General features: G+C 47.0%; 23 protein-coding genes and 1 riboswitch. Of the genes, 16 read left to right on the forward strand and 7 right to left on the reverse strand.

Annotated features, from left to right (window positions below; genetic code table 11):
* The first annotated feature begins 248 nt into the window (after positions 1 to 248).
* The 5 genes from KNP99_RS13790 to KNP99_RS13810 all read left to right on the forward strand — a co-directional run bounded on the left by KNP99_RS13790 (position 249) and on the right by KNP99_RS13810 (position 5,812).
* The gene (locus KNP99_RS13790; protein WP_088838293.1) at positions 249 to 932 is read left to right on the forward strand and encodes a response regulator transcription factor; all 684 of its coding nucleotides are present in this window, start codon (positions 249 to 251) and stop codon (positions 930 to 932) included.
* Positions 929 to 2,227: a sensor histidine kinase gene (locus KNP99_RS13795; RefSeq protein WP_214846166.1), complete on the forward strand. Its 1,299-nt coding sequence runs from the start codon at positions 929 to 931 to the stop codon at positions 2,225 to 2,227. Before KNP99_RS13790 ends, KNP99_RS13795 begins: the two co-directional genes overlap by 4 nt.
* A gap of 101 nt (positions 2,228 to 2,328) precedes the next feature.
* Positions 2,329 to 3,027: a polyphosphate polymerase domain-containing protein gene (locus KNP99_RS13800; RefSeq protein WP_088838291.1), complete on the forward strand. Its 699-nt coding sequence runs from the start codon at positions 2,329 to 2,331 to the stop codon at positions 3,025 to 3,027.
* 46 nt (positions 3,028 to 3,073) lie between these two features.
* Complete coding sequence (locus KNP99_RS13805; protein WP_214770308.1) at positions 3,074 to 3,757, forward strand: DUF4956 domain-containing protein; 684 nt, start codon at positions 3,074 to 3,076, stop codon at positions 3,755 to 3,757.
* A gap of 99 nt (positions 3,758 to 3,856) precedes the next feature.
* Positions 3,857 to 5,812 carry a CotH kinase family protein gene (locus tag KNP99_RS13810; RefSeq protein WP_214846168.1) on the forward strand — a complete coding sequence of 652 codons (1,956 nt, stop codon included), beginning with the start codon at positions 3,857 to 3,859 and terminating at the stop codon, positions 5,810 to 5,812.
* Positions 5,813 to 5,866: 54 nt separating this feature from the next.
* Here the strand turns inward: KNP99_RS13810 and KNP99_RS13815 are convergent, their stop codons facing one another.
* Entirely contained in the window at positions 5,867 to 6,109 is a 243-nt protein-coding gene (locus KNP99_RS13815; protein WP_088838288.1) for a hypothetical protein, read from the reverse strand.
* A gap of 49 nt (positions 6,110 to 6,158) precedes the next feature.
* Positions 6,159 to 6,791, reverse strand: a complete 633-nt coding sequence (locus KNP99_RS13820; RefSeq protein WP_214846170.1) for an HNH endonuclease family protein — start codon at positions 6,789 to 6,791, stop codon at positions 6,159 to 6,161.
* A 247-nt stretch (positions 6,792 to 7,038) separates the two neighbouring features.
* Between KNP99_RS13820 and KNP99_RS13825 the strand changes: the two genes are divergently transcribed.
* From KNP99_RS13825 to KNP99_RS13850, 6 genes are all read left to right on the forward strand, one after another.
* Entirely contained in the window at positions 7,039 to 7,257 is a 219-nt protein-coding gene (locus KNP99_RS13825; RefSeq protein WP_088838286.1) for a hypothetical protein, read from the forward strand.
* A gap of 28 nt (positions 7,258 to 7,285) precedes the next feature.
* Positions 7,286 to 7,465 carry a hypothetical protein gene (locus tag KNP99_RS13830; protein ID WP_012371875.1) on the forward strand — a complete coding sequence of 60 codons (180 nt, stop codon included), beginning with the start codon at positions 7,286 to 7,288 and terminating at the stop codon, positions 7,463 to 7,465.
* Between the two features lie 125 nt (positions 7,466 to 7,590).
* Positions 7,591 to 8,787 (forward strand): DUF4317 domain-containing protein, encoded by a 1,197-nt coding sequence (locus KNP99_RS13835; RefSeq protein ID WP_214846171.1) that lies wholly within the window; start codon positions 7,591 to 7,593, stop codon positions 8,785 to 8,787.
* A 257-nt stretch (positions 8,788 to 9,044) separates the two neighbouring features.
* On the forward strand, positions 9,045 to 10,145 hold the full coding sequence (locus KNP99_RS13840) for an alpha/beta hydrolase (protein WP_214846172.1): 1,101 nt from the start codon (positions 9,045 to 9,047) through the stop codon (positions 10,143 to 10,145).
* Between the two features lie 4 nt (positions 10,146 to 10,149).
* Positions 10,150 to 12,924: a glycoside hydrolase family 3 protein gene (locus tag KNP99_RS13845; protein ID WP_214846173.1), complete on the forward strand. Its 2,775-nt coding sequence runs from the start codon at positions 10,150 to 10,152 to the stop codon at positions 12,922 to 12,924.
* A 59-nt stretch (positions 12,925 to 12,983) separates the two neighbouring features.
* On the forward strand, positions 12,984 to 13,508 hold the full coding sequence (locus KNP99_RS13850; protein ID WP_214846174.1) for an SF0329 family protein: 525 nt from the start codon (positions 12,984 to 12,986) through the stop codon (positions 13,506 to 13,508).
* A gap of 47 nt (positions 13,509 to 13,555) precedes the next feature.
* On the opposite strand, the gene KNP99_RS13855 is transcribed toward KNP99_RS13850, so the two are convergent.
* Positions 13,556 to 14,551, reverse strand: a complete 996-nt coding sequence (locus KNP99_RS13855; RefSeq protein ID WP_214846175.1) for a tRNA dihydrouridine synthase — start codon at positions 14,549 to 14,551, stop codon at positions 13,556 to 13,558.
* Between the two features lie 139 nt (positions 14,552 to 14,690).
* Positions 14,691 to 16,277 (reverse strand): FMN-binding glutamate synthase family protein, encoded by a 1,587-nt coding sequence (locus KNP99_RS13860; protein WP_214846176.1) that lies wholly within the window; start codon positions 16,275 to 16,277, stop codon positions 14,691 to 14,693.
* A 160-nt stretch (positions 16,278 to 16,437) separates the two neighbouring features.
* On the opposite strand from KNP99_RS13860, the gene KNP99_RS13865 reads away from it, so the two are divergent.
* Genes KNP99_RS13865 through KNP99_RS13875 form a run of 3 tightly spaced genes read left to right on the forward strand, consistent with a single transcriptional unit; the run spans position 16,438 to position 17,979 of the window.
* Complete coding sequence (locus tag KNP99_RS13865) at positions 16,438 to 16,917, forward strand: LURP-one-related/scramblase family protein (protein ID WP_214770286.1); 480 nt, start codon at positions 16,438 to 16,440, stop codon at positions 16,915 to 16,917.
* A gap of 21 nt (positions 16,918 to 16,938) precedes the next feature.
* Positions 16,939 to 17,448, forward strand: coding sequence for an LURP-one-related/scramblase family protein (locus tag KNP99_RS13870; RefSeq protein ID WP_214846177.1), 510 nt, complete (start codon positions 16,939 to 16,941; stop codon positions 17,446 to 17,448).
* Complete coding sequence (locus tag KNP99_RS13875) at positions 17,449 to 17,979, forward strand: NUDIX hydrolase (RefSeq protein ID WP_214846178.1); 531 nt, start codon at positions 17,449 to 17,451, stop codon at positions 17,977 to 17,979. It begins immediately after the preceding gene.
* Positions 17,980 to 18,029: 50 nt separating this feature from the next.
* Here KNP99_RS13875 and KNP99_RS13880 read toward each other — a convergent pair whose 3' ends face one another.
* Both KNP99_RS13880 and KNP99_RS13885 read right to left on the reverse strand, forming a co-directional pair.
* Positions 18,030 to 18,392, reverse strand: coding sequence for a hypothetical protein (locus KNP99_RS13880; RefSeq protein WP_214846179.1), 363 nt, complete (start codon positions 18,390 to 18,392; stop codon positions 18,030 to 18,032).
* Between the two features lie 212 nt (positions 18,393 to 18,604).
* Positions 18,605 to 19,147, reverse strand: a complete 543-nt coding sequence (locus KNP99_RS13885; RefSeq protein ID WP_214846180.1) for a histidine phosphatase family protein — start codon at positions 19,145 to 19,147, stop codon at positions 18,605 to 18,607.
* A gap of 214 nt (positions 19,148 to 19,361) precedes the next feature.
* Positions 19,362 to 19,438: riboswitch (glycine riboswitch) on the forward strand.
* 165 nt (positions 19,439 to 19,603) lie between these two features.
* Between KNP99_RS13885 and KNP99_RS13890 the strand changes: the two genes are divergently transcribed.
* Entirely contained in the window at positions 19,604 to 20,974 is a 1,371-nt protein-coding gene (locus KNP99_RS13890) for an amino acid permease (protein ID WP_088838270.1), read from the forward strand.
* Positions 20,975 to 21,112: 138 nt separating this feature from the next.
* Here the strand turns inward: KNP99_RS13890 and KNP99_RS13895 are convergent, their stop codons facing one another.
* Positions 21,113 to 22,639 carry a cryptochrome/photolyase family protein gene (locus tag KNP99_RS13895; RefSeq protein ID WP_214846181.1) on the reverse strand — a complete coding sequence of 509 codons (1,527 nt, stop codon included), beginning with the start codon at positions 22,637 to 22,639 and terminating at the stop codon, positions 21,113 to 21,115.
* A 235-nt stretch (positions 22,640 to 22,874) separates the two neighbouring features.
* On the opposite strand from KNP99_RS13895, the gene KNP99_RS13900 reads away from it, so the two are divergent.
* On the forward strand, positions 22,875 to 24,368 hold the full coding sequence (locus KNP99_RS13900) for a malate:quinone oxidoreductase (protein ID WP_214766276.1): 1,494 nt from the start codon (positions 22,875 to 22,877) through the stop codon (positions 24,366 to 24,368).
* Positions 24,369 to 24,490: the final 122 nt, after the last annotated feature.

Genomic DNA, 24,490 nt, shown 5'->3' on the forward strand with positions numbered 1-24,490 from the left:
GGCATTTCATTGTGTTACGCTAGATGAAAAAATTGCAAACCTTTAAGAAGGTGTTAGACACATCAAATAAAGGATGTAAGGTTTAGTTAAAATCAGCATACTTAGCGACTCTAATCGGACCATGATACCGTTTAATCTTTAGTCTGATACAATCTTTTTTACGGTAAACTTTACACGTGCGAAATAGATTGTTTCTTCTCTAATCTCAGTGGTGCAGAATAAAGTTTAAATTGAAAAGTGAGGATTTTATGAAAATACTAATTATTGAAGATGATGTGATGCTGTCCAATACAATTGTCGAGTCTACGAATACATTATATGAAACTTCTCAAGCCTTTGACGGAGAAGAAGGGCTTTATTTAGCTGAGCAAAACATCCATGACATTATTATTTTAGACTTGATGTTGCCGCTTATGAACGGATACGAAGTATTACAGGCATTACGGTCAAAGGACATCACGACACCCGTAATTATTTTAACAGCTAAAGATGCGATTGATGATAAAATACAGGGTCTTCGTCTAGGTGCAGATGATTATTTAGTGAAACCCTTTCACCGGGAAGAATTATTGTTACGGTTAGAGGCAATCGTTCGAAGGACAATTGGGCATTTCAAAGAAAATAATATTTCGTTTAAAGAGCTTATTCTGAATGTAAAAACTAAAACTGCCACTTTAAACGGAGAGTCGATTAAGTTAAATCGAAAGCAATTTGAACTACTTGAGTATCTCATTAACAACAAAGAAACGATTGTGACGAAAGAACAAATATTTGACCGGATTTGGGGCTTTCAATCAGATACGACGAATACAGTCGTCGAAGTCTATACAAGTCATCTTCGTAAAATATTAAAGGCATATGATTACGATCGTTACATTAAGACATTTCGTGGATTAGGTTATATGTTATCCGAGGAAGGTCAGGACGCATGAATAAAAACAAGATAATAAGCAAGCAGCAATTTACGTTTATGTCGTTGAACTTTATTGCATTTACGCTGATTTTTGCGATATTCAGCGTGATTATTTTTACACTCGTTCAAAGTACGCTTTATAAAAAAGCGGATGAGGAGTTATATAATTTCAAACAAAAAATACAACGTGAAGACTTAGATCAGCAAGAAAATCTGCCGGCTGACCGTGGACAACCGGACCAGCTGGCGCCCCCGTTAAATCCACGAATCATTGTCTTACGGTGGAATAGTGAGGGCGAAAATGTAAATGAAGATCAGATTGGTACGCAGTTCTATCAAAATTATTTTGAAGACCAAAACTTTAACGAAGAGTCCTTGAATGAAGTCACGAAGGTTCGCTTAAAGGATGAATATACTTTTCGGTCTTTGTCTTACGAGAATGATGAGAGTGATGATTTTTCCTACACCCAACTGTTAATTAATACAGATGCTGAAGAAAGTCTAACCGAAAACTTCAGATGGATTTTACTGATTTGTTCAATTGTAAGCATTGTTCTTTCTCTTACGATTAGTTATTTACTATCCAAAAAAACAATGCAACCAATCATTAAGTCCTGGGATCGCCAGGCTGAATTTGTGGAAAATGCTTCGCATGAGTTAAGAACCCCGTTGACGATCATTCAAAATAAGCTTGAATTGTTATTGGTCCAGCCTAATGAAAAAATTGTAGACTCTTTTGAGAGCATTGCACTCAGTTTATCTGAAACAAGACGCATGTCGAAGCTGACGACCGACTTGCTAACGCTTGCCCGTGCAGATTCATTGGAAACCCTGTTAAGTACAGAAACGTTCCACTTAGATGATTTTGTACGACGTGTCTGTCAGCCCTATCTTGAAATTGCTGAAATGCAAGATAAAACGATGTGGCTTCATTTAAATACTCCGATAGAAATTGAAGCAGATAAGAGCAGGATGCATCAACTGTTCGTCATCCTGTTGGATAATGCATTAAAGTTTACCGCGGAAAATGGAAGTATCGGGGTGAAAACATATCTGGAAGGACATAAGATAATCATAGAAATAAGTGATACAGGCATTGGAATAAGTCCAGAAAATAGAAAACGAATTTTTGAAAGATTCTTTAGAGAAGATAAAGCGAGAACACGAGATACCGGTGGGACCGGTCTAGGTTTAGCAATCGCCCACTGGATTGTCGTCAGTCATGGCGGCACAATTAAAGTAGTCGACACTGGTGAATCAAAAGGGAGTATTTTTCAAATTAAATTGCCTAAAAAGGAAATCACGCATTTGTGATTTCTTTTTTTTGTTCAAATCGCGTAAAACTTTAAGCAATTTTTAAGGTTCATCTTTAATAATCAAGGCATGAGGAAGTTATTAAAAGGGAGTTGAACACTATGCAGGCAAAGACGTTGAATGGTGTACAAGGGCGGACGGAGCTTAAGCACGAGCTATCAAAAATGGATTGTTACCTGCTTCGCCATCGATTGAAGCACGTCATGGAGGTCGATCCTCATGCAAACGAGGAAGGCAAATATCATATTCGAAGCGTGTATTTCGATAACATCGATAATAAAGTGCTAACGCAAAAAAAAGAAGGATACTACGACCGAGATAAATTTCGTGTGCGGTTGTATGACCATCGTATCAGTCTTCTCCATTTGGAGAAGAAAAGTAAGCGTAATAATCTCACGTACAAACAAAAATGTCGCATTCGTATTGAAGAGTATGAAGACATGCGAAATGGCGAGATTTCTTGGATGGAACATGATGAACGAATGTTGATTCGTGAACTCTATATTGAAATGAAGATGTATCACATCAAACCAATGACCGTAGTGGATTATGAACGTGAAGTGTTCATTTATCATTACGGGAATGTCCGGGTCACGTTTGACAGTGATATCAAAACCAGTTTTCGAAATAATGACGTTCTCAATTTTGATTTGCCGATGATTGAAACGAATCCGGATGTCGTCATTTTAGAAATTAAGTATGACGAATTTCTACCGGATGTCATAAAAAAACTTCTTCAGATTGGTAACAGACGAAAAGGAACGTATTCAAAATATCAAATGAGTCGAATGTACGGATAATAAAAAAGACTAACGTATAAAAGATTAGTCATTTGGAGGAATAGAAATGGAAAATATAACTTTTGATGATATTTTCAAGTCCAATATTTTAGAGAAAACAACGAGCTTTTCAATTGTTGATTCTTTGATCGGTTTAGTGGCAGCGTTTATTTTAGGTTTATTGATTTACACGGTATATAAAAAGACATTTGCCGGCGTGATTTATTCTCATACGTTCAACATCTCGCTGATTATCATGACGATGGCGACTTCACTCATTATCATGGGGATTTCGTCAAATGTCTTGTTGTCTCTTGGTATGGTTGGTGCGCTATCGATCGTCCGTTTCCGGACACCGATTAAAGATCCGATGGACATTGTTTATCTTTTCTGGGCAATCGTAGTCGGGATTTTATGTGGAGCAGGATTCGTTCCTCTGGCAGTATTAGGTTCTATCGCCATTGGTCTAGTTTTAATTTTGTTCGTGAATAAAATCAAAATCGAAAATCCTTATTTACTTGTTATCAAATATAACGAAAATTCAGTCATTGAATTAGTGGATCATGTCGTCAAGAATTATGCGAAGAAACATACAGTCAAATCAAAGTCTGTGTTACCCGGTAATCAGTTTGAGGTGACTTACGAAATTCGTGTTAAAGAAGACGATATGGAATTTTTAAACACACTTTCAGATATGAAAGGTGTCCAATCAGCGGTCATGATCAGTTACGACGGGAACTTTACTGCCTAATTAAAAGAGAGAACCTCAAGTGGCAGCAAGAAAACTCTTGCTGCCACCGCTGTTTCAATTAAACGGATTACTTAAGATTTACGTAATGGAGGGGTGGAAATGTTAATAAAAAAAAGATGGATTATCACGTTAATGCTCGTTGCGATTTTCTTTACAGTGGGGAGCCTTTATACGGTTCAAGAGTTTCAACTACAAAAAGTAAATTCTGCGTATTCGTATGACGAAACCATGTTTAATAAAGATGAAGTTTCTACTATTGAGATTTCAATGGATGACGATGAATGGGAGGATTTGATTGAAAATCCGCTTGAGGAGGAGTATAAAGAAGCTTCTATCACGATTAATGGAGAAGAAGTTTCGAATGTAGCCATCCGTACAAAAGGAAACTCCTCATTAACATCAGTTGCTCGTGATGAAGATTCAGACCGGTATAGCTTAAAAGTAGATTTTAACTATTATGATTCCAATCAAAGTTATTATGGTCTATCCAAACTCAATTTAAATAACAACTTTAGTGACACGACACAAATGAAAGAGTTTGTTTCTTATGAATTGATGGAGCAAATGGGAATAGAGACACCGGAGCATGCCTACATGAAGGTCATGGTGAATGGAGAATACTATGGACTGATGCTCGGTGTAGAAGCAATTGACGAGACGTTTATCGCCCAAAATTATAATACGACGGAAGGGTACTTGTATAAGCCGGACGGTACAGGTAGTGATTTGGTTTATATAAGTGATTCACTTGAAGATTATGACGGTATCGAAGTTGAAATGAATGAAGAAAGTGTAGACGAATCTGAACTGATCTCGATGCTGAAAGCCATCAATGAAGGGGAGGGGTATGAGGATTACCTGAATACGGATGAGATGCTCCGCTATTTTGCCCTGAACACGTCTTTAGTCAGCTTAGATAGTTATCAAGGCCAACTGAAGCATAATTATTATCTCTACGAAGATGCAGACGGTGAATTTTCGATTTTACCTTGGGATTATAATATGTCGTTTGGTGGATTTAACATGGGTGGTGGCGGTCAGGGTGGACCCGGTGGTCAAGGCGGACCGGGCGAAGAAGCTACACAAAATGGTGCAGACACACAAGGTGAAGAAGTAACAGCTCCTGAAACTAGACCGGAACAAGTTCCGCCCACGCAGGAGTCTGATACAGATGCAGAACCGGTAACTCCTCAAGCAGGTGGAGGGAATCAAGGTGGCGGAACGCAGGCTGGAGAATTATTAAGTGAAGACACGATCAACTTCAGCATAGATCAGCCCGTTTCTGGTACAACTTTATCTGAACGTCCTTTGTTGAACGTACTATTAAGTGACGAAACCTTATCGAAGCAATACGAGGAGTATCTGGAAGAAATTGCGACTGAAATTTTAACTGAAGAAAACGTGGAGTCTATTACGTCGAAGCTCGGTATCTTATTAGAACCCTACGTCGACAGCGATCCTTCTAAATTCTTTACAACGGAAGAATTTTTAGAAGGTGTCAGTGGTGAAAACAGTCTCCCAGAGTTTGCTAAACAACGCAGTGAATCAATATTAGCTCAATTATCGGGTGAACTCGTGGTTGACGCTGACGAGGTAGCTGAAAACAATTCAGCTGCAAATCAAACCCCAGACAATAATAAACAAACTACGAATGAAGAAGGTGCACCAGCACAACCAGGAGGGAATATGGGGCCAAGACCCGACATTAACTCGATGACAGATGAAGAATTTAATCAATTTGTCGAACAGATTCAATCTGGAAATCTGCCAATCGCCTTACCAGATGATTTTGAGACGATGACGATTGAAGAGAAAAAGACGTACCTCAATGAAAATATGGGGGGCGGACAAGGACAAGGACAAGGACAAGGACCGCCTCAAAATGCTGATGGAGAAAATCCAAATAACAATCAACCCTTAAATAATGAAGCGAGTAACAATGCAGACAGTGACGAAACGAGTGGAGACTATACGAAAAGCGATGCGTATATTCTGTTTGCATTCTTAATGAGTTCAGTCGGTGTGATTGTTGCCTTTCGTCGCATCGGACGATAAAACATTTAAAAGCAGCCAAGACGAGAACCTTCGCCATGGCTGCTTTTTCTCTTCTTAAGTACGTTCAAGCACAGTTGCTAACATCCGGTGTACCACGTCATGATCGCGGGCATCATATAACTGATAATCTTTCCCTGGTAAGGTATAGACGTCTGTTGCCCCGGCATATAAAATCGCAAGCTCCAGCATGCCGTCCTCCTGGCATGTCGTCCGTAATTCCAGCTCGCCGCTGATGACGCCGACTTCATTTGTCATCACACCATGCGTGGCGGTGAAAGTAGAGGTTTTCGTTTCCATCGAATCAGTCCTTCCGGATAACTTGATTTATGGGGAATGTGTGCTTCTTTTAGTAATAACATGTGTTTAACATCGTTTGTAATGCTGTTTTTTCGGCTGCTTGGAGACTTAAGCCCCAGCGACTTTTTGTATGGATCCACATCTTCGAGTAACCACAGCTTGCACCCGAGCGTGTCGGTTGCCATGTTGATGGATCCTGGTCTCCTTTTGAACGGTTCGAGCTTGCAGAAACCGCAATCAGTTGCGGACCTGTCAGATCGTTTGCGAATGCTTGACGGGTCGTCGTCGTCCAGCTGCTTGCCCCAGAACGCCATGCTTCAGCGAGCGGCACGACGTGGTCGACGTCGAGATCGGACGGGTTCGTGAACGTCAGCCCGTCATAATAACTGTACCATGAGCCGGATGTGACCGGACAGTTGCCGACGTAGGAATCCGCATCACGTTTTAAGACGACTTGGCGTGTGTCACATCCACCACCTTGGCTGCTCCAATGCGGGAAGAGATCACGGGAGTAACCGGTCATCGTGCCCTCGGTCTTGACCGTTAATGCATTTAATTCAGACTGAGCGGTTGCTTTTGAAGGAAGTCCGGACGGGAGTGCCGAGACGGGTGAAAGGTCGAACTGAAATGCAGTGAGGAACAAGACAACGGATACGGCGAGTAACTTGAGTTTCTGGAACATGAACTGCCTCCTCTTATGTAGGTTATGATGAGAGAATCCTCTTACATTTTTCAGTATGCCATTGAATTTTTTTTAAAGGGTTGAAATCATGTAAAAATTACAAAAATTAAATGGTATTGACATGGACAATATGAAGACACAAAGAAAGTAGATTTATAAAACTGCCATAATAATAAAACTGCCATAATAATAAAACTAGGAACTTTCGATGAAATAAAACGTATTAATTGAAAAAGGGGCTGAGACCATGAAAAAAAGGTTACATTCATCTATTACATCTATCGTTCTTTTAACTGGTTTAGCGTTCGCGGTAGCCATTTCACTCGTCTTCGTCCAACGCCACCTTAATACGGTTCAGATTGAGTCGATTGTCGAGCAAGCGGATGAACGAGGTCTCGGCTACGAATTGGTGATCCATGAACCAATTACGAACTCTTACAGTTTTAGAGCCTTCGAACAGGATTGATACGAATTCCGTCGAAAGGAGAAATCCATTGAAAGCCATCAGCCAGTTTTTACTGTTTTATGCCGTTACGGTGATGATCATTTATGTCGTCTCGATTTTTCTGCCGGTCGCGCTGAATTTCATCGTCTACTTTTCCATCGCGTTGCTGATTGTTCTGGTCGGTTATCTAATTAGACATTATTTATTCAGTTCCCGGGCAAAGAATTGAACTCTGTCAGCGAATCTGATTCAAATCTTGTATAGTAAAGGGGTACCTCTGTTCGATTCGGACAGGAGGCACTCCTTTTTTAGGAGCCACGAGGAATTCAAACGCCAAGGAGCTGAAATCGCATCATGAACAAACAAGACATCAGTGATATCCGTCGCCATTTTAAGGTCGACTCGGAACTACTTAAAATCAACGAAATTTATAATGTATATATCCGCAAGGAAACGAGTGAAATCTTTTATGAAGAAAGCCGGCCGTTCGCTTTTCTCGAACTCGAGCAACAGGAGCTGTTCCTCGCGAACTTTAAAAAAGTCTTGACCGGTAAACTCGACATCAAGCTGTTTGAAGTCAAGTTCCAGCAGCCGGAAGAAGGGGCGACGGGCCATACGCAGCAGTTGCTGTATGAAGGACTCTACACGGAAGAGACGGAAGACTGGACGGAGCAAATGCAACAGATTGCATTGAAGATGGTTCAGGACGTGCAGTACGACAACGATATCGTCGTCACGTTCATCCGGGGGCAGTATTACAAGACGACGAAACGGCAGGCAGACGAGACGGAGGTCGATAAAAACGATGAAGTCTATACGACGCCATTCATCCTCAGCAGTCTTAATCAGACGGAACTGCCGAAACAGTCGCTCGTCTTTGACTATGTCGATCTCGAATTTAAGTCGAACCTGCTGATCAATCCGGTCATCAAACTCGCGTCACCAATCGGCGGCTTTTTATTCCCGTGCTTTACCGATAATGCGGCGGACGTCAACCGTGTCCTTTACACAGCAAGCAAGCCGAATAAACCGGACCTTGCCTTCATCGAAAATGTCCTGAACGGGGACCATATCGTGACGGCGGAAGAAGATAAAGCGGTCTTTGAAGAAATCGTCAAACTCGTCATCGGCGAAGAAGTCGATTCCAAAACGCTTGCCGGCGTCTATGAAGAAGTCAATCACCTGCTTGTGCTTGAGGATGAAAAAGAAGACGAGCCGGAAGAGATTCCGATGCTTGACGTCAAAGAAGTCGAACGGGTCTTAAAAGCGAGCGGCATCGAAGACGTCGACACGGAACAGGTCGAGCGGGCGTTTAAGACAGTCATCGATGATACGGCATACGAGATGAAGGCGAGTAACATCGTCCCGAATTATGAAGCGAAGTCGATTAAAATCAATACGAAAGTCGCAAACATCACGGTCAGTCCGCAAGACTTGAAGTACATCAAACAGGTCAATTACAACGGTAAACAGTGTCTGTTGATTGAAGTCGAGGAAGATACAATCATTGACGGCTTTAAGCTTGTTTCCGAAGAAAATATTTTAAGTTAAGTCAAAAAGCCATTCATTTCACGTCATTCCGGTAAGGGAAGCACGCGAAAGATGAGTGGCTTTTTTGGAATCATCCAGAATGATTGATTAATCGGATAAAGATGCGTATGATTGGTTTTGTAAGCGGTATCTTTTTATTGATAAAGGGGATACCGAAAATTTTTTGGAAATTTACGAAAGCGGTTTCGATACTTATTTTTACAAATGATGTTTCTCTTATAAACATGATAAAAAATCCAGTTGCAGGAGGAAGATGTATGAGCGATTACAGCAACCTTGTTCAGAAACTAGCGACAGAAACGACGGGTGTACGACAGGCAGGTGTCGAAGTTGTCACCAAATCGGTGCCGGACCGTCAAGAAAAAGGTGTGCTCGATCCACGGGTCATGGACGTGATGCAGCAGCAAGTGCCTTCACCGGAACCCATCCCGTTTTCACTCGAAGCGGCACGGGCCGGGATGGGCTGGGTCAATACCGACCTGACGACGACAGACATCACGACGGAAAACATCATGATTCCAAGTAGGGAACAACCGATTCCGGCACGAATCTATCGTCCCCGGTCGACGGAACCGTTACCGGCTGTTCTCTACTTTCACGGCGGCGGCTTTTTCGGCGGGACGCTTGAACCGGTCGAGCACCCGTGTAAGTTGCTGGCAGAAAGGGCGCACGTCGTCGTCATTTCCGTCGATTACCGGCTGGCACCGGAACATCCTTTCCCGAGCGGTCTGAACGATTGTTTCGCGGCCGTCAGATGGGTCTACGAACAGGCGCATGAGCTCGGCATCAACAGCGAGCAGCTAGCCGTCGCCGGCGACAGTGCCGGCGGCAACCTGGCGACCGTCTGTGCCCTGCTTGACCGCGAACAACAGACAGAGATGATCCAGTACCAAGTCCTGCTCTATCCGGTCATCAATCTTGCCGCCTTGCCGACGGACGACTTCGAGTGGCGTCTTGACGCGTACGAGATGAACGAAAATCGTGAGTTACTTGAAGGGATCGTCACAGCACTTGAAGACACGGATGGCTTGTTAAACCGCTTGTACCTGCAAGGGACGACGGACGTACAGGATCCGCACGTCTCACCACTCTTCAGTGACAAGCTGGCAGAATTACCGGAAACGTTAATCATCACGGCAGAGTACGATTACCTCCGTCTTGAAGGCGAAGCGTACGGACGGAAACTCGCGCGGGCCGGCGTCAAAACAAAACGGATTCAGTACAACGGCATGGATCATGCCTTCATTGAAAAACTCGGTCAATACCCGCAAGCGGAAGACTGCATCACGGAAATCGCGAACGGTCTTCAGAAACGGTTTGCTGAGATAAAATCTGATACAAACACCATAGGGGGATGAGCAGATGACGACATACACGCTAGATTGGGACGCTTATACAGCACTTGCACGAAAGACGGCCGCAGAAGGCGCGGTCCTGTTAAAAAATGATAATCAGACGTTACCACTTGCTACCGGGATAACGATTTCTGTTTTTGGACGCAATCAGTTCAATTATTATAAAAGTGGAACAGGATCAGGTGGAATGGTCAACGTCTCATACGTAGTCAGTCCGCTCGAAGCCCTGCAACGTCATCCGGATTTGACACTGAACCAGTCGTTACTCGACGTCTATGAAGCATGGCTCGAAGATCACCCGTTTGATAAAGGGGAAGGTTGGGCGGCAGAAACATGGTCACAGGAAGAAATGCCGGTTAGCGATGAGTTGGTCGCAGCCGCAGCGGAACAGTCAGATGTCGCCATCGTCATGATCGGCCGGACAGCCGGTGAAGACCGGGATAACACGGCGGACCCGGGCAGTTATCTGCTGACGGACGTCGAGTTGACGTTGATCGAAAAAGTCTCGCAGACCTTCCCGAAGACGGTTGTTTTACTGAACGTCGGGAACGTCATCGATATGCAGTGGGCAGTCGATTTCAATCCGAGTGCGATTCTGTACGGATGGCAAGGCGGGATGGAAGGCGGCAATGCTTTGGTCGATCTCTTGACGGGCGCTGTCACACCATCCGGGAAACTGCCGGATACGATTGCCCGTTCACTTGATGCGTATCCGTCGACACCGTACTTCGGTCACGAAGACCGGGCGATTTACAAAGAAGACATCTATGTCGGGTACCGTTACTTCGAGACGTTTGCGAAAGACGACGTTCTCTATCCGTTCGGATTCGGCTTATCCTATACGACGTTTGATGTCGCGACGGAGACGGTCGATATGACGGATCAACAGGTGACGTTAACCGTCACCGTCACGAATAGAGGAGAGCACAGCGGAAAAGAAGTCGTCCAAGTCTATCTTGAGAAACCGCAAGGGAAGCTCGGCAATCCGGCCCGTGGACTTGTTGCGTTTGCGAAGACCCAACTCCTTGAGGCGGGTCAAAGTGAAACACTGACGTTAACGGCTCCGCTGATGGAATATGCGAGCTATGATGACTCCGGTCTGACCGGACACAAGTCTTCTTACGTGATTGAAGCAGGTGTATATCATCTGTACGTCGGAACAGACGTCCGGACGGCGGTGCATGCTGCGACGCAAACGTTCGAGCAGTTACGGGTAATCGAGACGTTAAGCGAAAACATGGCACCGGTCACGGCATTCGACCGCTTGAAGCCGCAACAGACGGAGACCGGTTACGACGTGTCGTACGAAGCGACACCATTGCGGACGGTTGATCCGGAAGCTCGCCGCTTAGCGGAACGTCCGGCAGAGCGGACCTATTCGGACGATCAAGGACTGACATTGCAGGACGTCTCTGAAGGCAAGACATCACTCGACATGTTCCTCGATCAGTTAACGGATGAGGATCTCGCCGCGATCGTCCGCGGTGAAGGGATGAATTCACCGCGTGTCACACCGGGAACAGCGGCGGCGTTTGGCGGCGTGACCGACCGGCTGACGGCGTTCGGGATCCCGGCAGCCTGCTGTGCCGACGGTCCGTCCGGCATCCGGATGGATATCGGAACAAAAGCCTTTTCACTTCCGAACGGGACGCTTGTCGCCTCGACCTTTAACGTCGAGCTCGTGGCGGACTTGTTTGAGATGACAGGTCTTGAACTTCGGAAAAACGGCGTCGATACCTTGCTCGGACCGGGCATGAACATTCACCGTCATCCGCTCAACGGGCGAAATTTCGAGTACTTCTCGGAAGATCCGCACCTGACGGGGATGATGGCGGTCGCTGAACTGGACGGGATGCACCGGGTCGGCGTGACGGGAACACTTAAACATTTAAGCGCCAACAACCAGGAATTCCATCGCCATGATCTCGATTCGATTGTCTCGGAACGGGCCTTACGGGAGATTTATCTCAAAGGATTTGAGCATGCTGTCAAACGCGGACAGGCCTATGCGATCATGACGACGTATGGTGCCGTCAATGGCCTTTGGACCGCAGGACTCTACGATCAGAATACACGGATTCTGCGTGACGAGTGGGGCTTTGAAGGTGTCGTCATGACCGACTGGTGGGCGAAGATCAATGCTGAAGGAACGGACGCGAACCGTCAACAAACGGCAGCGATGGTCCGTTCGCAAAACGATTTATACATGGTCGTCGGTGAATCGGGTGCCAATCCGTTTGAGGATGATACATTAACATCAATCACTGACGGCACATTGACACGGGCGGAGTTACTCCGGAGTGCAGCAAACATTTGCCGCTTCATTCTCCGCTCACCGGTCATGGAACGGGCGCTTGGTCAAGAAGCGACAGTTGAAGTGATAGGATTACCAGAAGAAACAATGGATACAAACGAACAAGCCATGACGCATCAACCACTCATCAGTGGTGTGCCACTGGTCTTCGATGAACTTGTTACGTCAACTGGGAACAGTCATGTTTTTGCTGTGACTGCAGAAGAGACAGGTATGTATCATGTTTCGCTAGAAGTACGTTCGTTTGCCGGTGAACTGGCGCAGATGCCGGTGACGCTGTTTGCGAACAATATGCCGGTCGCGACCTTTACATTCAACGGGACGAACGGCGAATGGGTGACGCAGACGAAAGACGTTTTCGTCTTTAATCCGCATAATTACTTCAAGCTCTACTTTACGCTCGGGGGTCTTGACGTGAAGCAAATTACTTTCACGTTGACGGAGTCGTTCGATATGAAAAACGGATAAACTAAAGACCAGGCAGTCAGTAGCTGCCTGGTCTTTGATGTGTGGAAAAGGAGGACCTTATGCAATTCTCAAAAATGAAAAAACAGATGTTGTCGTTTGTCGCACCATCGCTTCAGACACGTATAAATCTCTATGCAACAGTCGATCGTCATTTTCATGACGGCGAAGCTCGAGTCTGGATGACACTGGATGGAACCTCCTTTTTTAAGGCCGAAGATTTACGTTTTACATTAGAGTCAGATCGTCGTTATGCGTTGGTGAAGAACCGCTTGCCGGAAAAGCCGGAACAGATTACGTTGGAAATCTTTCAATCAGACTGGTATAAGGCATCAAGTGAATTAGACCAGCAAATCGAACGGGAGTTGGAACAAGAGGGATGGCATGCCAATTATGCCGTCCAACAGGATTTTCTGTTGTACCCGACACTATCAATTGAAGAAGCGTTGACGCATCCCCATGCCTTTATCCGCGGCTTTGCCTTGCTCGACCGGCGTGTCGGAAAGCGGCGGCTTGAACGGGTGACCTGCGACACACCATTTGAATTCATCTGTTTAAAGATTCGACTGGAAGCGGTAGCGAACTGACGACAAAAAGAGCAAGGCGCGTGGCCTTGCTCTTTTGCATGATTACATTAAATCGAAAACGAATTGACGGCGTGAATGCCTTCCTGCTCGACGAACTCGTCGAGCAGCGCCCGGACGTCGTCCGTTGAATTCGTCTCCATCAAACGGGCGCGCAATTCGCTCGCCCCGCGGAAACCGCGGACATAAATCTTAAAGAACCGACGGAGCGGTTTGAACAGACGGGGTTCGAATTCCGCTGAATACTGATCGTGCAGGTCGAGCTGCAGACGTAACAGTCCCAGTAACTCTTCGCTCGAGTGCTCTTTCTTTTCGACTTCGAACGCAAACGGATTATGGAAAATCCCGCGACCGATCATGACACCGTCGACACCGTACTGTTCGACGAGTTCCAGACCATGCTGCCGGTCGTTGATGTCCCCGTTGATCGTCAGGAGTGTTTGCGGCGCGATTTCATCCCGGAGTTTCTTGATTTTCGGAATCAGTTCGAAGTGCGCCGGGACGGCACTCATTTCTTTACGCGTCCGCAGGTGAATCGACAGATTGGCGATGTCCTGCTCGAGAATGTGGCGTAACCAGTCGTGCCACTCCTCGACTTTCGAATAGCCGAGACGCGTCTTGACGCTGACCGGCAGACCGCCGGCTTTCGCTGCTTGAATCAGTTCGGCAGCAACGTCGGGACGATTGATCAGTCCTGATCCTTTTCCGTTGACGGCGACGTTCTGGACCGGGCAACCCATGTTGATGTCGATGCCTTTAAAGCCCATTTCCGCCATCCCGATACTCATCTCACGGAAATATTCCGGTTTGTCGCCCCAAATGTGGGCGACCATCGGCTGTTCATCTTCCGTGAACTCGAGGCGTCCGCGGACACTCTGTTTGCCTTTCGGATGACAGTAACTTTCGGTGTTCGTAAATTCAGTGAAGAAGACATCCGGCCGCGCTGCTTTCGCGACGACGTGACGGAAGACGACGTCGGTGACATCTTCCATTGGTGCAAGTACAAAAAATGGTCGTGGCAGGTCCTGCCAAAAGTTGTTTTTCATCGTATATAAAACCCTTTCCTTAAGGTAATTCGTTTTGCTCAATTAAAATTTCATCAACTATATACTTTAAGCGTATTGCAGAAAAAGTGCAAGCAGCTGACTCCACAGATCGTAGGAGTCAGCTGCTTGCACACGTCAATCATTTCAATGGATTGTAGTTCAGCGCCGTTGCTTTCGTGACATGACCATTTTGGTCCTTGTAGATGATGTGTTCTGCCGTCAGCTGCGTCGGGCTTTCAAGTCCGGCCGCTGCCGTCAAATTATAGAGCCCTTCCCGAAGCGAGATGATGTAGTTCGTCACCCGGAAGCTCTTCTCGTCGACGATGAGGGCCTTTTGCAGTTTCGGATCCGTCGTCGCGACACCGACGGGACAATGGTTTGTGTGACAGACTTGCGCCTGAATGCAACCGACGTTGAACATCAGGCCGCGGGCGATGTTGACGAAATCAGCACCGAGCCCTAAGGCGACGGCAATCTTATCGGCACTGATCAACTTACCGGACGCAAACAGTTTGATCCGGTCACGAATCCCGTATGCCACGAGGAGCTGATGGACATAGGGGAGCGCCGATTTGATCGGAAGACCCGCCGCGTCGGCGAGCTCCTGGAACGACGCCCCGGTCCCGCCTTCGCCGCCGTCAATCGTAATGAAATCAGGGTGTTTGCCGGACTCCGCCATATAGGCGACAAGATCTTTGATGTCATCGACTTTCCCGACGACGATTTTGATACCGACCGGCTTCCCACCGATGTCGCGTAACTTCTCGACGAACGTTAGCATCTCGGCGTTCGTCTTGAACTCATTAAAGCGGTTCGGGCTATCGATGCCGACACCGGCTTTGACTTTCCGGACCTTGGCGATCTCCGGTGTGACTTTTTCGCCTTCGAGGTGCCCGCCACGCGTTTTTGCACCTTGGGCAAGTTTTAATTCGAATGCTTTGACTTGGGGAATTTGACTTTTCTGTTCAAATTCTTCGAATGAAAAGTCACCGTCTTCCGTCCGGACGCCAAACAGTCCGGGACCGATTTGGCAAATGATATCGACGTCGCCTTTTAAATGATGGTCGGACAGACCGCCTTCGCCTGTGTTCATCCAGGCGCCTTGAGCGCGTCCGAGGCCAATCGACAGCGCAGTGATCGCTCGGTCTCCAAGTGCACCGAAGCTCATCGCCGATTGTCCAATCAGTCCGCGGACTTGAAACGGCTGGCGGCACGTCGCTTCACCGATGATGGGGGCGTCGTCGTCCTGTAATAAAAAGGGCGCGACTTGTTTTTCGACGAGATGTTCTTTCCGGGTGAATAAATTATCTTGATCGAGTTCATATAAGTAGGTTGGAACTTTGTTATCGTTCGCGACCCGGAGTTCATCGCGGTTCGTCGGAAAGAGGGCATTCTGGATATAAAAACCGGCTTCATCGAAGTCACGTTCTGATCCAAAACCGAGAATCCGTGAATTGTATTTACCGGCGATGACGGCTGATTTGTAATCGTTTCGGGAAAATGGTTTTCCTTCATTGTTGTTCAAGAACAGGTATTGCCGAAGTTCCGGACCCATCTTTTCTAAGATATAACGCATTTTACCGAGGACGGGAAAATTTCGGAGGACGGCATGTTCTTTTTGACGTGAATCGGTCGCCCATAAGTAGAGAACGACAATAAGCGGGACGATGAAGACGAGCGCAACGAGCAGAAGTAAGGTAATCAAGATGACGGTATGGATGGGCATGAGTGGACCTCCTAAGCGAACTGTAGTCTTAATCCGATACCACTCACGAGACGCTAACAAACCTAACTAACTATGTGAAATATTCGTATTGTGTTGAAACTAAATGCTGGAACGATGCGTAAAGTAGTAAAACTTCTGAATTTCGAAAGGATGAAGAGCCATGCACACACTTTACATGAAACAGAAAGTATTCAGTTTACGGGGACGTTTTTCGATTCAAGATCAGCAGGAACAGGATGTCTATCTCGTCGAAGGAAGCTTCATGCAGATTCCGAAGACCTTTTCGATTTCGAGCGTAGACGGGGAAGAAGTCGCCGTCATCACGAAGAAAGTATTCAGCCTGTTGCCGAAATTTTTTGTTGAGGTCGATGGCGAAACACTGACGATCGAAAAATCATTTACATTCTTTAAAGACCGTTACACGATTGACGCGGCAGATTTAGAAATCGACGGCGATTGGTGGGACATGGATTTTCAAATCAAACGTCATGGTGAAGTCGTCGGAAGCGTCGAGAAAAAATGGTTCACGTTTGGTGACAGTTACGAGATTCAAGTCTTTGATCCTGATGTCGAGAAGGTGTTGATTGCGCTGGTCGTCGCAATTGACTGTGTCAAAGAGGACGAAGAGGCAAGTTCATAAACCGAACTCAGGGAGGAACCGATGAAAGCACTTTTGATGAACCAGACGATGGATTTGAACCGTCGTTTTACGATTGAAGATGAAGCCGGACACGTCACGCATGAAGTGACCGGGCAGTTGTTGCAAATGCAGAAAAACTGGCAACTCGTGCAAGAAACAGCCGAGGTCGGCCGCGTGACGAAACAGACATTCAGTATGCTGCCGCATATCCTTGTGGAAGTGGACGGACGTGTCGTTGCGACCATTCAAAAAACCGGGTTTTTGATGTTTGCGGATTACAGGATTGACAGCCGGGACCTGCAGATCGACATCAACTGGGCGACGATGACGTTTAGTGTCACGTATCAAGGAAACAAAATCGGGCAAGGCAAAAGACGGTGGGTTCGTCTCAGCAAACAGTACGAACTGACACTGTTCGACGAGACGGCGGAGACACTGTTTTTAAGTGTCGTGCTCGGACTCGACCGGGCGAAAGCAGACAAAACGGTCTCGACGCTGTTTGCGGACAATTGGGCAGGGGGGAAGAAGTAAATGGAACAATGGGATATCTATACCGCGGACCGCGAGAAAACAGGACGGACATGGACACGGGGAAAGAAGTTACAAGGCGGCGATTATCATCTAGTCGTGCACGTCTGTCTGTTTAACTCAAGCGGCGAAATGTTGATTCAGCAACGGCAACCTTTCAAAGAAGGCTGGTCCAACTTGTGGGACTTGACCGTCGGGGGAAGTGCGGTCGCGGGAGACACGAGCCAGCAGGCGGCAGCACGGGAGCTGTTTGAAGAGATTGGCCTGCGCTATGATTTTGAGGGCATGCGCCCACATTTGACGTCGCATTTTGATGAAGGGTTCGATGATGTTTACTTAATTGAGGCAGATATCGATTTGTCGACACTCGTCTTACAACAGGAAGAAGTGCAAGCTGTCGCCTGGGCGACGGAGGAGGAAATCATCGCCTGGATTCAAGCAGGGACGTTCATTCCGTATCATGAAGGTTTAATTCCGATGCTGTTTGCGTTACGTAAACAACGCGGCAACATCACATCATACGCGTTATTGTAACTAAAAACCCATCGTATTTTCGTCAGGAAACACGATGGGTTTTTGCAATGTTACGCCGTTTTTTTTGAAGCGGGTTGCGTCTGCTTCGGTTTTGTTTCAGGTAAGAAAAAGCTGAACAGCAGATAAGTCGAACAGCTGACGAAAAAGACGACCATCGAGACGGTATAGCCCATATGACCGAGGGCATAGCTCCAAATGATGGTGAAAATCGTCTGCGTCGCATAAGCGATTGCCCAAAACAGACCGAAGAGGACGGTGATTTTTTGCGGTGTCATCCCTTTCATCTCGTGTGCCAAGTTCATGAAAATCGGATACTGGATGTACATCGCAAAACCGGAAATGAAGGCAAAGATGTACGAAACGAGTGGCGAGATGTTGCCGAACGCAACCGTAACGATGAAACTGCCAATCATGATGAGTCCGCTGGTCAGGAGAATCGGTTTTCGCGGTGTTCTGCGACTGCCGATTTTCAGACCAACAAAGTTCCGATGATTCCGGCACCGGAGACAAGCAGATTGACGAGTGAGCCGTTCAGTTCGGTATACGTATCGAAAACGGCTTACTCGATTTCGAGAAAACCGTTTTTGAACTCGAACGTTACGGTCGGTACAACCAATCAGTGGAATCAGAAGAGATCTAACTGGTCGAAAACGAGAGCATCGTCAACTTCTGTCACGAGAAATACATCAGGATTGCGAAGGTGTTGTCCCTGTTCAAAACCAAAAGAGGCATCGAATGAGTGGAGGTATAGCGCAAGTAGATTGCCATGCGTGACAAGAAGAGTTGTCTCAGCAGAATGGGACCAAACGTCATTCAGGACGTCTTGGATTCGCCGCGTCGCCTCTGCGCTCGTTTCTCCACCGGGGCATGCGTAATCAAAGTCGGTAAACGTCTTTTGGAGATGCTCCTGCCAATCGGTCAGTGGTTGACGACTTAAAACGCGTTCACGCAAATCATCTTGGATTTCGATGGAACAATTTGTCTGAAAAGCAACAGCTTCGATTGATTCAATTGCTCGGCGAAAAGGGCTTGATAAGATACGATCCACGGAACGGGATTCAAAAAAAGAAACCAATTCTTTAGCTTGTCTATGGCCGTTCTCCGTCAACGGAGCGTCCGGTTCTTGTCCTGATGCTTCGCAGTGGCGGATCAAGTAAATTTTTTTCATGTTAATCCTCCTAATTGACTGTAGTGATTTACTTTTTCTAGAAAATCAACATCGATTCCTGTTTCAGTCTATGAAAGAAGAAATGAAAGAATAAACTAAAACGGTTGACAAACAATCATAAGATTACTAGTATTAAAAACAATTCAGGTGATTATGTCACCTCAGCAACCGAATAAAAGAGAAAGCTATGATTGTCATGGGTCACACTATGGCAGGAGCAGCTTCTGGAGAGACCGCATGATGCGGCGCCGAAGGGTTCACAATCTCAGGCAAAAGGACAGAAGAGTAGTACTAAATCTTGATTCTTTGAATTGGCGTCGCCAGTCAAGGGATGATTATTTGCTATTCTGATGATTTTTTTGAGATTGGACACCCGTCCAGTCTCTTTTTTTTGTTGGACTGACAGAACAGTCCGACCGGGGGAACTAGAGAAAGCATTCAAGGAGGAGTTCAGGTTTGGAACAACAAGAAGGATTGAAAAGGGATTTATCGAATCGGCACGTCCAGTTGATTGCGATTGGTGGAACGATTGGGACAGGATTGTTTTTAGGATCTGGGAAAGCGATTCAACTCGCGGGACCATCGATCGTCTTTGCGTATTTACTCGTCGGGATTGCGATTTTCTTCGTCATGCGGGCACTGGGAGAATTGTTATTGTCGAAAGCCGGATACGGATCATTAACGGACATCGCAGAAGATTATCTCGGTCCACGTGCCGCGTTCGTGACCGGCTGGACGTATTGGTTCTGCTGGATCATGACGGCGATGGCGGACGTCATTGCGGTCGGCGTGTACGTGAAATACTGGTTCGATATTCCGCAGTGGATTCCGGCTGTGATCTCGCTCCTGATTTTACTCGGCTTTAATTTACTGACGGTCAAACTGTTTGGGGAACTTGAATTTTGGTTCGCTTTGATTAAGGTCATTACGATTTTAGGTTTGATTGGTGTCGGGATCGTCTTACTGATCATCGGTTTCCAAACCGATTCAGGTCCTGTAACCGTCAGTAATTTGTGGCAACACGGCGGAATGTTCCCGAACGGTGTGACCGGCTTCCTGTTGTCGTTCCAGATGGTCGTCTTCGCCTATGTCGGAGTTGAATTAATCGGGGTCTCAGCAGCGGAAACAGCGGATCCGAAAAAGAACATTCCGTCCGCGATCAATAAGATTCCGTTACGGATTCTCTTCTTTTACGTCGGGGCGTTACTGGTTCTCCTGATGATCAATCCGTGGACGGGACTAAATGCGACGGAAAGTCCGTTCGTTAAAACGTTCAGCTTGATTGGAATCCCGCTTGCTGCCGGCGTCATCAACTTCGTTGTCTTGACGTCTGCTGCCTCAGCCTGTAACAGCGGAATGTTCTCGACAAGCCGGATTCTCTATAATCTCGGAAATCAAAAACAGGCACCGGCTAATTTTTCGAAGCTCAATAAAAACCATGTCCCGGCGAATGCTTTGTTCATTTCGACACTCGTCGTGTCGGGCGGTGCGTTACTCAGTAAATTGATCCCGGGACAAGCCTTCAGCATCGTCACGACGATCAGCGCAATCTGTTTCATCTGGGTCTGGGGTGTGATTCTCGTCTGTCACTTGAAATATAAGAAAACACAACCGGAACTGCATGCGGCGTCAACGTTCAAGGCACCGTGGACACCGTTCGTCAACTACCTCGTCCTCGGATTGTTCGGACTGATCCTCGTCGTCATGCTCGTCGCGGATGAAACCCGTCCGGCCTTACTCCTGACACCGGTCTGGTTCATCGGATTGTTTGTCCTGTATCAGTTGCGGACGAAAAAACATCAAAAAGCAGAACGGCACAGTGCGTGATGAAAAAAACAGAGCAGCGTCTGACAAAGGCGCGCTCACTTTTTTTCACCCGCGCTCCTGAGCTGAAAGACAAAGACCCGATTGCCTGCCGAAGAAGACAGGGAGTCGGGTCTTTGTCGAGCTGTCGCAGTGGCAGACTCAGCGATGAAACTGTCCGTCCGCCAACTGTTTCTTCAATGCCGTCGCTTTTTTACGGATGGCCTGCTGATCCGCTTTGTCCCGCTTGGCCCACTGCCGGTACATCATCGTCATCCGTTGATTGCCGGAGAAGCGTTCCTCGTGCCTCGCGATGAAGTCCCAGTACAAGGCATTGAACGGACAGGCCTCGTCACTTAGGGCCTCCTTCTGATTAAAGGGACAGTTCCCGCAGTAGTCGCTCATCTTATGGATGTAGTTCGCCGACGCGATGTACGGTTTCGTCGAGAGGAGACCACCGTCGGCATGCAAGGCCATGCCGAGTACATTCGGAAGGACAACCCAGTTATAGGCGTCGATGTACATTTCATTAAACCAGTCCGCCGTTTGTTGCGGCGAAATCTCAAACAGATTGGCAAAGTTTCCGAGCACCATCAGCCGCTGGATATGGTGATTGTGCGCCGTTTCGATGACAGGGCGGAGCGACTCGGCGACGCAGGTCATCGTCGTCTGACCGTCCCAGAAGAAGTCCGGCAAGTCACGATCGTGTTTGAGGACATTGACCTGTTCATAACCGGGCATCTCACTCAAATAGACGGCCCGCATGTACTCACGCCACCCGAGAATCTGGCGGATGAACCCTTCAACGGCATTGAGCGGCGCCTCCTGTTCTTCGAGCGCTGCGGCAACGGCTTTGATGACTTCGTCCGGTGACAGCAACCCGATATTGATCGACGAGGAAAGGAGAGAGTGTGATAACGTATCCTTTCCTGTCAGCATCGCGTCCTGATAGATTCCGAATGTCTCAAGCCGTTCGTCGATGAAACGGGCGAGTGCCCGCTGTGCTTCCTGTCGTGTGACCGGCCAGTGGAACGTATCGAGCTGCCCCGGATGATCGGCAAACGTCGTCTCGACTTTGTTGATGACGTCACGCGTAATCTGATCCGGCCGGAACCGGATCGGTGCTTTAAAATCGACGCCGTCCTTCGCCGGTTTTCGGTTATCGGCGTCAAACGACCATTTTCCACCGAGCGGTTTGGTTCCGTTCATTAACAGGAGGCGGTCTTTTCGGAGTTGACGATAGAACCGGTCCATCTTCCACGGTTTGTCCCCGAGCATGGCGACGGCTTCGTCCTGTGTCAGCAAAAAGAGCGGAACGTCGGAACAGACATCGACGGTGATTGTCTTCGGAAGACTTTTCTGGAATTTTTTCATGGCACGGCGCATCGGTTCGTCTGTGATGGCTGTATAGAGCAGGTGCGTCGGTTTGTATTGTTGCTGGTGCTGCTTCCATGCTTCGTCAAACGAATCCGCTTCCCGGTAATCGACCGTAAACCCTTTATTCCGGAGTTCGTCTGCGAAATGACGCATCGCTGAAAAAATCAGCACCAGTTTTTGTTTGTGGTACATTTTCCAGGTCGAGCGGGACGTTGCTTCGACCATCAGGATGACATCGTGTTTCGGATCCGCTTCCTGCAGAAGCGGTAACGTGTGGTTCAGCTGATTGCCAAAAATCCAGCGTGTCGCCATGAATCATTCCCCCTTTTTCTTCTACTAGAGTATATATCCGCTTTCTCTGAAAGTATGTCTCAGGATGTGCGCGTGCGATTCAGGGAAAGTGCATCTATTTTAAGTCGGAAACACCCAATATTTTAATATATGAACGACCTGTGATAGGGTTATAATGGAAAGGTAAGTTGTCGTCATGAGAGCGCTCTATTTTTCATGGCAGGTCCATAATATCAACGGGGATAGGAAGGATATCATGAGCAGTATGCCTAAACAAACAGACGTAATATTGATTGGTGCAGGAGTCATGAGTGCGACGCTAGGGGTCTTATTAAAAGAGCTCGCGCCTGACATGACAATTAAAGTGTTCGAGAAGTTACCGAACGCAGGGGAAGAAAGTTCGAATGAGTGGAACAATGCGGGCACGGGTCATGCCGCGTTATGTGAGCTCAACTATACGACAGAGAATGCAGACGGAACGATCGATATCAGTAAGGCCGTGAAAGTAAATGAACAATTCCAACTGTCACGCCAGTTTTGGTCGCATCTCGTCAAAGAAAACGTCTTACCGAATCCAGAAGAATTCATTATGCCGATTCCGCATATGAGTATGGTCGAAGGAGCGGAAAACGTCGAGTTTCTGAAAAAACGATTGGAAGCGCTATCAGCGAATCCACTCTTTAAAGGGATGGAATTTTCTGATGATCCGGAGCAGCTGAAGCAATGGATTCCGCTCATCATGGAAGGGCGGACGTCACCGGAACCGATCGCTGCAACAAAAATTGATTCGGGGACAGACGTCAACTTCGGTGCGCTGACACGGATTTTATTCACGCACCTCGCAGGACAGGGCGTTGAAATCAATTATGGGCACGGCGTCGAAGACTTGAAACGAGTCGACGGCGGCTGGGAAGTCAAAGTCAAAAACGAACAGGACAACCGGATTGAACATCATACGGCGAAGTTCCTCTTTATCGGCGGCGGTGGCGGCAGTCTGCCATTGCTCCAAAAAACAGGGATTCCCGAATCAAAACAAATCGGCGGATTCCCGGTCAGCGGTCTGTTCCTCGTCTGTAAAAATCCGGACATCGCGGAACGGCACCATGCAAAAGTGTACGGGAAAGCGAAAGTCGGAGCACCTCCGATGTCGGTCCCGCATTTGGATACACGATACATCGACGGGCAGAAATCACTGTTATTCGGACCGTTTGCCGGGTTCTCACCGAAATTCCTTAAGACCGGTTCGAATCTCGATTTGCTCGCGTCCGTCAAACCGAACAATGTCTTGACGATGCTTGCTGCCGGAGCAAAAGAAATGGGCTTAACGAAATATTTGATTGAACAAGTGCTGCTTTCGACAGAACAACGGATGAACGAGCTACGTGAATTCATTCCGAACGCAAAAACTGAAGACTGGGATGTCGTCGTCGCGGGACAACGCGTTCAGGTCATCAAAGATACACCACAAGGAAAAGGGACGCTCCAGTTCGGAACGGAAGTCGTCAGTGCGGCGGATGGGTCCGTTGCGGCCTTACTCGGTGCGTCACCGGGAGCTTCGACCGCTGTACCGGTCATGCTCGAAGTGCTCGAAAAATGTTTCCCGGATCAAATCGACGGTTGGACAGCTAAAATCAAGGAGATGATTCCGTCATACGGAACATCGCTTGTTGCGCACCCGGATCTGTTTGACGAAATCCATGCGGAAACAACCGAAACACTTAAACTAACAGCCGCACAACCGATTCATTAAAAACGACAAAATGAAAAAGCCCTGTTTCCTAATTGAACTGCGCCCTATAGTTTGGACAATTTAATAAAAGCACCTTTATTGTTTAAGCTGCTATGAGATGGCTTCGGTATTGTGCCGGAGTC

This window comes from Exiguobacterium sp. s95 (assembly GCF_018618655.1).
GTDB classification, from domain to species: Bacteria; Bacillota; Bacilli; order Exiguobacteriales; family Exiguobacteriaceae; genus Exiguobacterium_A; species Exiguobacterium_A oxidotolerans.

Coding starts and splice junctions, on each gene's coding strand:
- KNP99_RS13800 (WP_088838291.1), top strand. CDS start 2,329: ATGCAGGCAAAGACGTTGAATGGTGTACAAGGGCGGACGGAGCTTAAG.
- KNP99_RS13880 (WP_214846179.1), bottom strand. CDS start 18,392: ATGATTGGCAGTTTCATCGTTACGGTTGCGTTCGGCAACATCTCGCCA.
- KNP99_RS13840 (WP_214846172.1), top strand. CDS start 9,045: ATGAGCGATTACAGCAACCTTGTTCAGAAACTAGCGACAGAAACGACG.
- KNP99_RS13850 (WP_214846174.1), top strand. CDS start 12,984: ATGCAATTCTCAAAAATGAAAAAACAGATGTTGTCGTTTGTCGCACCA.
- KNP99_RS13870 (WP_214846177.1), top strand. CDS start 16,939: ATGAAAGCACTTTTGATGAACCAGACGATGGATTTGAACCGTCGTTTT.
- KNP99_RS13805 (WP_214770308.1), top strand. CDS start 3,074: ATGGAAAATATAACTTTTGATGATATTTTCAAGTCCAATATTTTAGAG.
- KNP99_RS13810 (WP_214846168.1), top strand. CDS start 3,857: ATGTTAATAAAAAAAAGATGGATTATCACGTTAATGCTCGTTGCGATT.
- KNP99_RS13825 (WP_088838286.1), top strand. CDS start 7,039: ATGAAAAAAAGGTTACATTCATCTATTACATCTATCGTTCTTTTAACT.
- KNP99_RS13835 (WP_214846171.1), top strand. CDS start 7,591: ATGAACAAACAAGACATCAGTGATATCCGTCGCCATTTTAAGGTCGAC.
- KNP99_RS13815 (WP_088838288.1), bottom strand. CDS start 6,109: ATGGAAACGAAAACCTCTACTTTCACCGCCACGCATGGTGTGATGACA.
- KNP99_RS13895 (WP_214846181.1), bottom strand. CDS start 22,639: ATGGCGACACGCTGGATTTTTGGCAATCAGCTGAACCACACGTTACCG.
- KNP99_RS13855 (WP_214846175.1), bottom strand. CDS start 14,551: ATGAAAAACAACTTTTGGCAGGACCTGCCACGACCATTTTTTGTACTT.
- KNP99_RS13875 (WP_214846178.1), top strand. CDS start 17,449: ATGGAACAATGGGATATCTATACCGCGGACCGCGAGAAAACAGGACGG.
- KNP99_RS13845 (WP_214846173.1), top strand. CDS start 10,150: ATGACGACATACACGCTAGATTGGGACGCTTATACAGCACTTGCACGA.
- KNP99_RS13885 (WP_214846180.1), bottom strand. CDS start 19,147: ATGAAAAAAATTTACTTGATCCGCCACTGCGAAGCATCAGGACAAGAA.
- KNP99_RS13900 (WP_214766276.1), top strand. CDS start 22,875: ATGAGCAGTATGCCTAAACAAACAGACGTAATATTGATTGGTGCAGGA.
- KNP99_RS13860 (WP_214846176.1), bottom strand. CDS start 16,277: ATGCCCATCCATACCGTCATCTTGATTACCTTACTTCTGCTCGTTGCG.
- KNP99_RS13865 (WP_214770286.1), top strand. CDS start 16,438: ATGCACACACTTTACATGAAACAGAAAGTATTCAGTTTACGGGGACGT.
- KNP99_RS13790 (WP_088838293.1), top strand. CDS start 249: ATGAAAATACTAATTATTGAAGATGATGTGATGCTGTCCAATACAATT.
- KNP99_RS13795 (WP_214846166.1), top strand. CDS start 929: ATGAATAAAAACAAGATAATAAGCAAGCAGCAATTTACGTTTATGTCG.
- KNP99_RS13820 (WP_214846170.1), bottom strand. CDS start 6,791: ATGTTCCAGAAACTCAAGTTACTCGCCGTATCCGTTGTCTTGTTCCTC.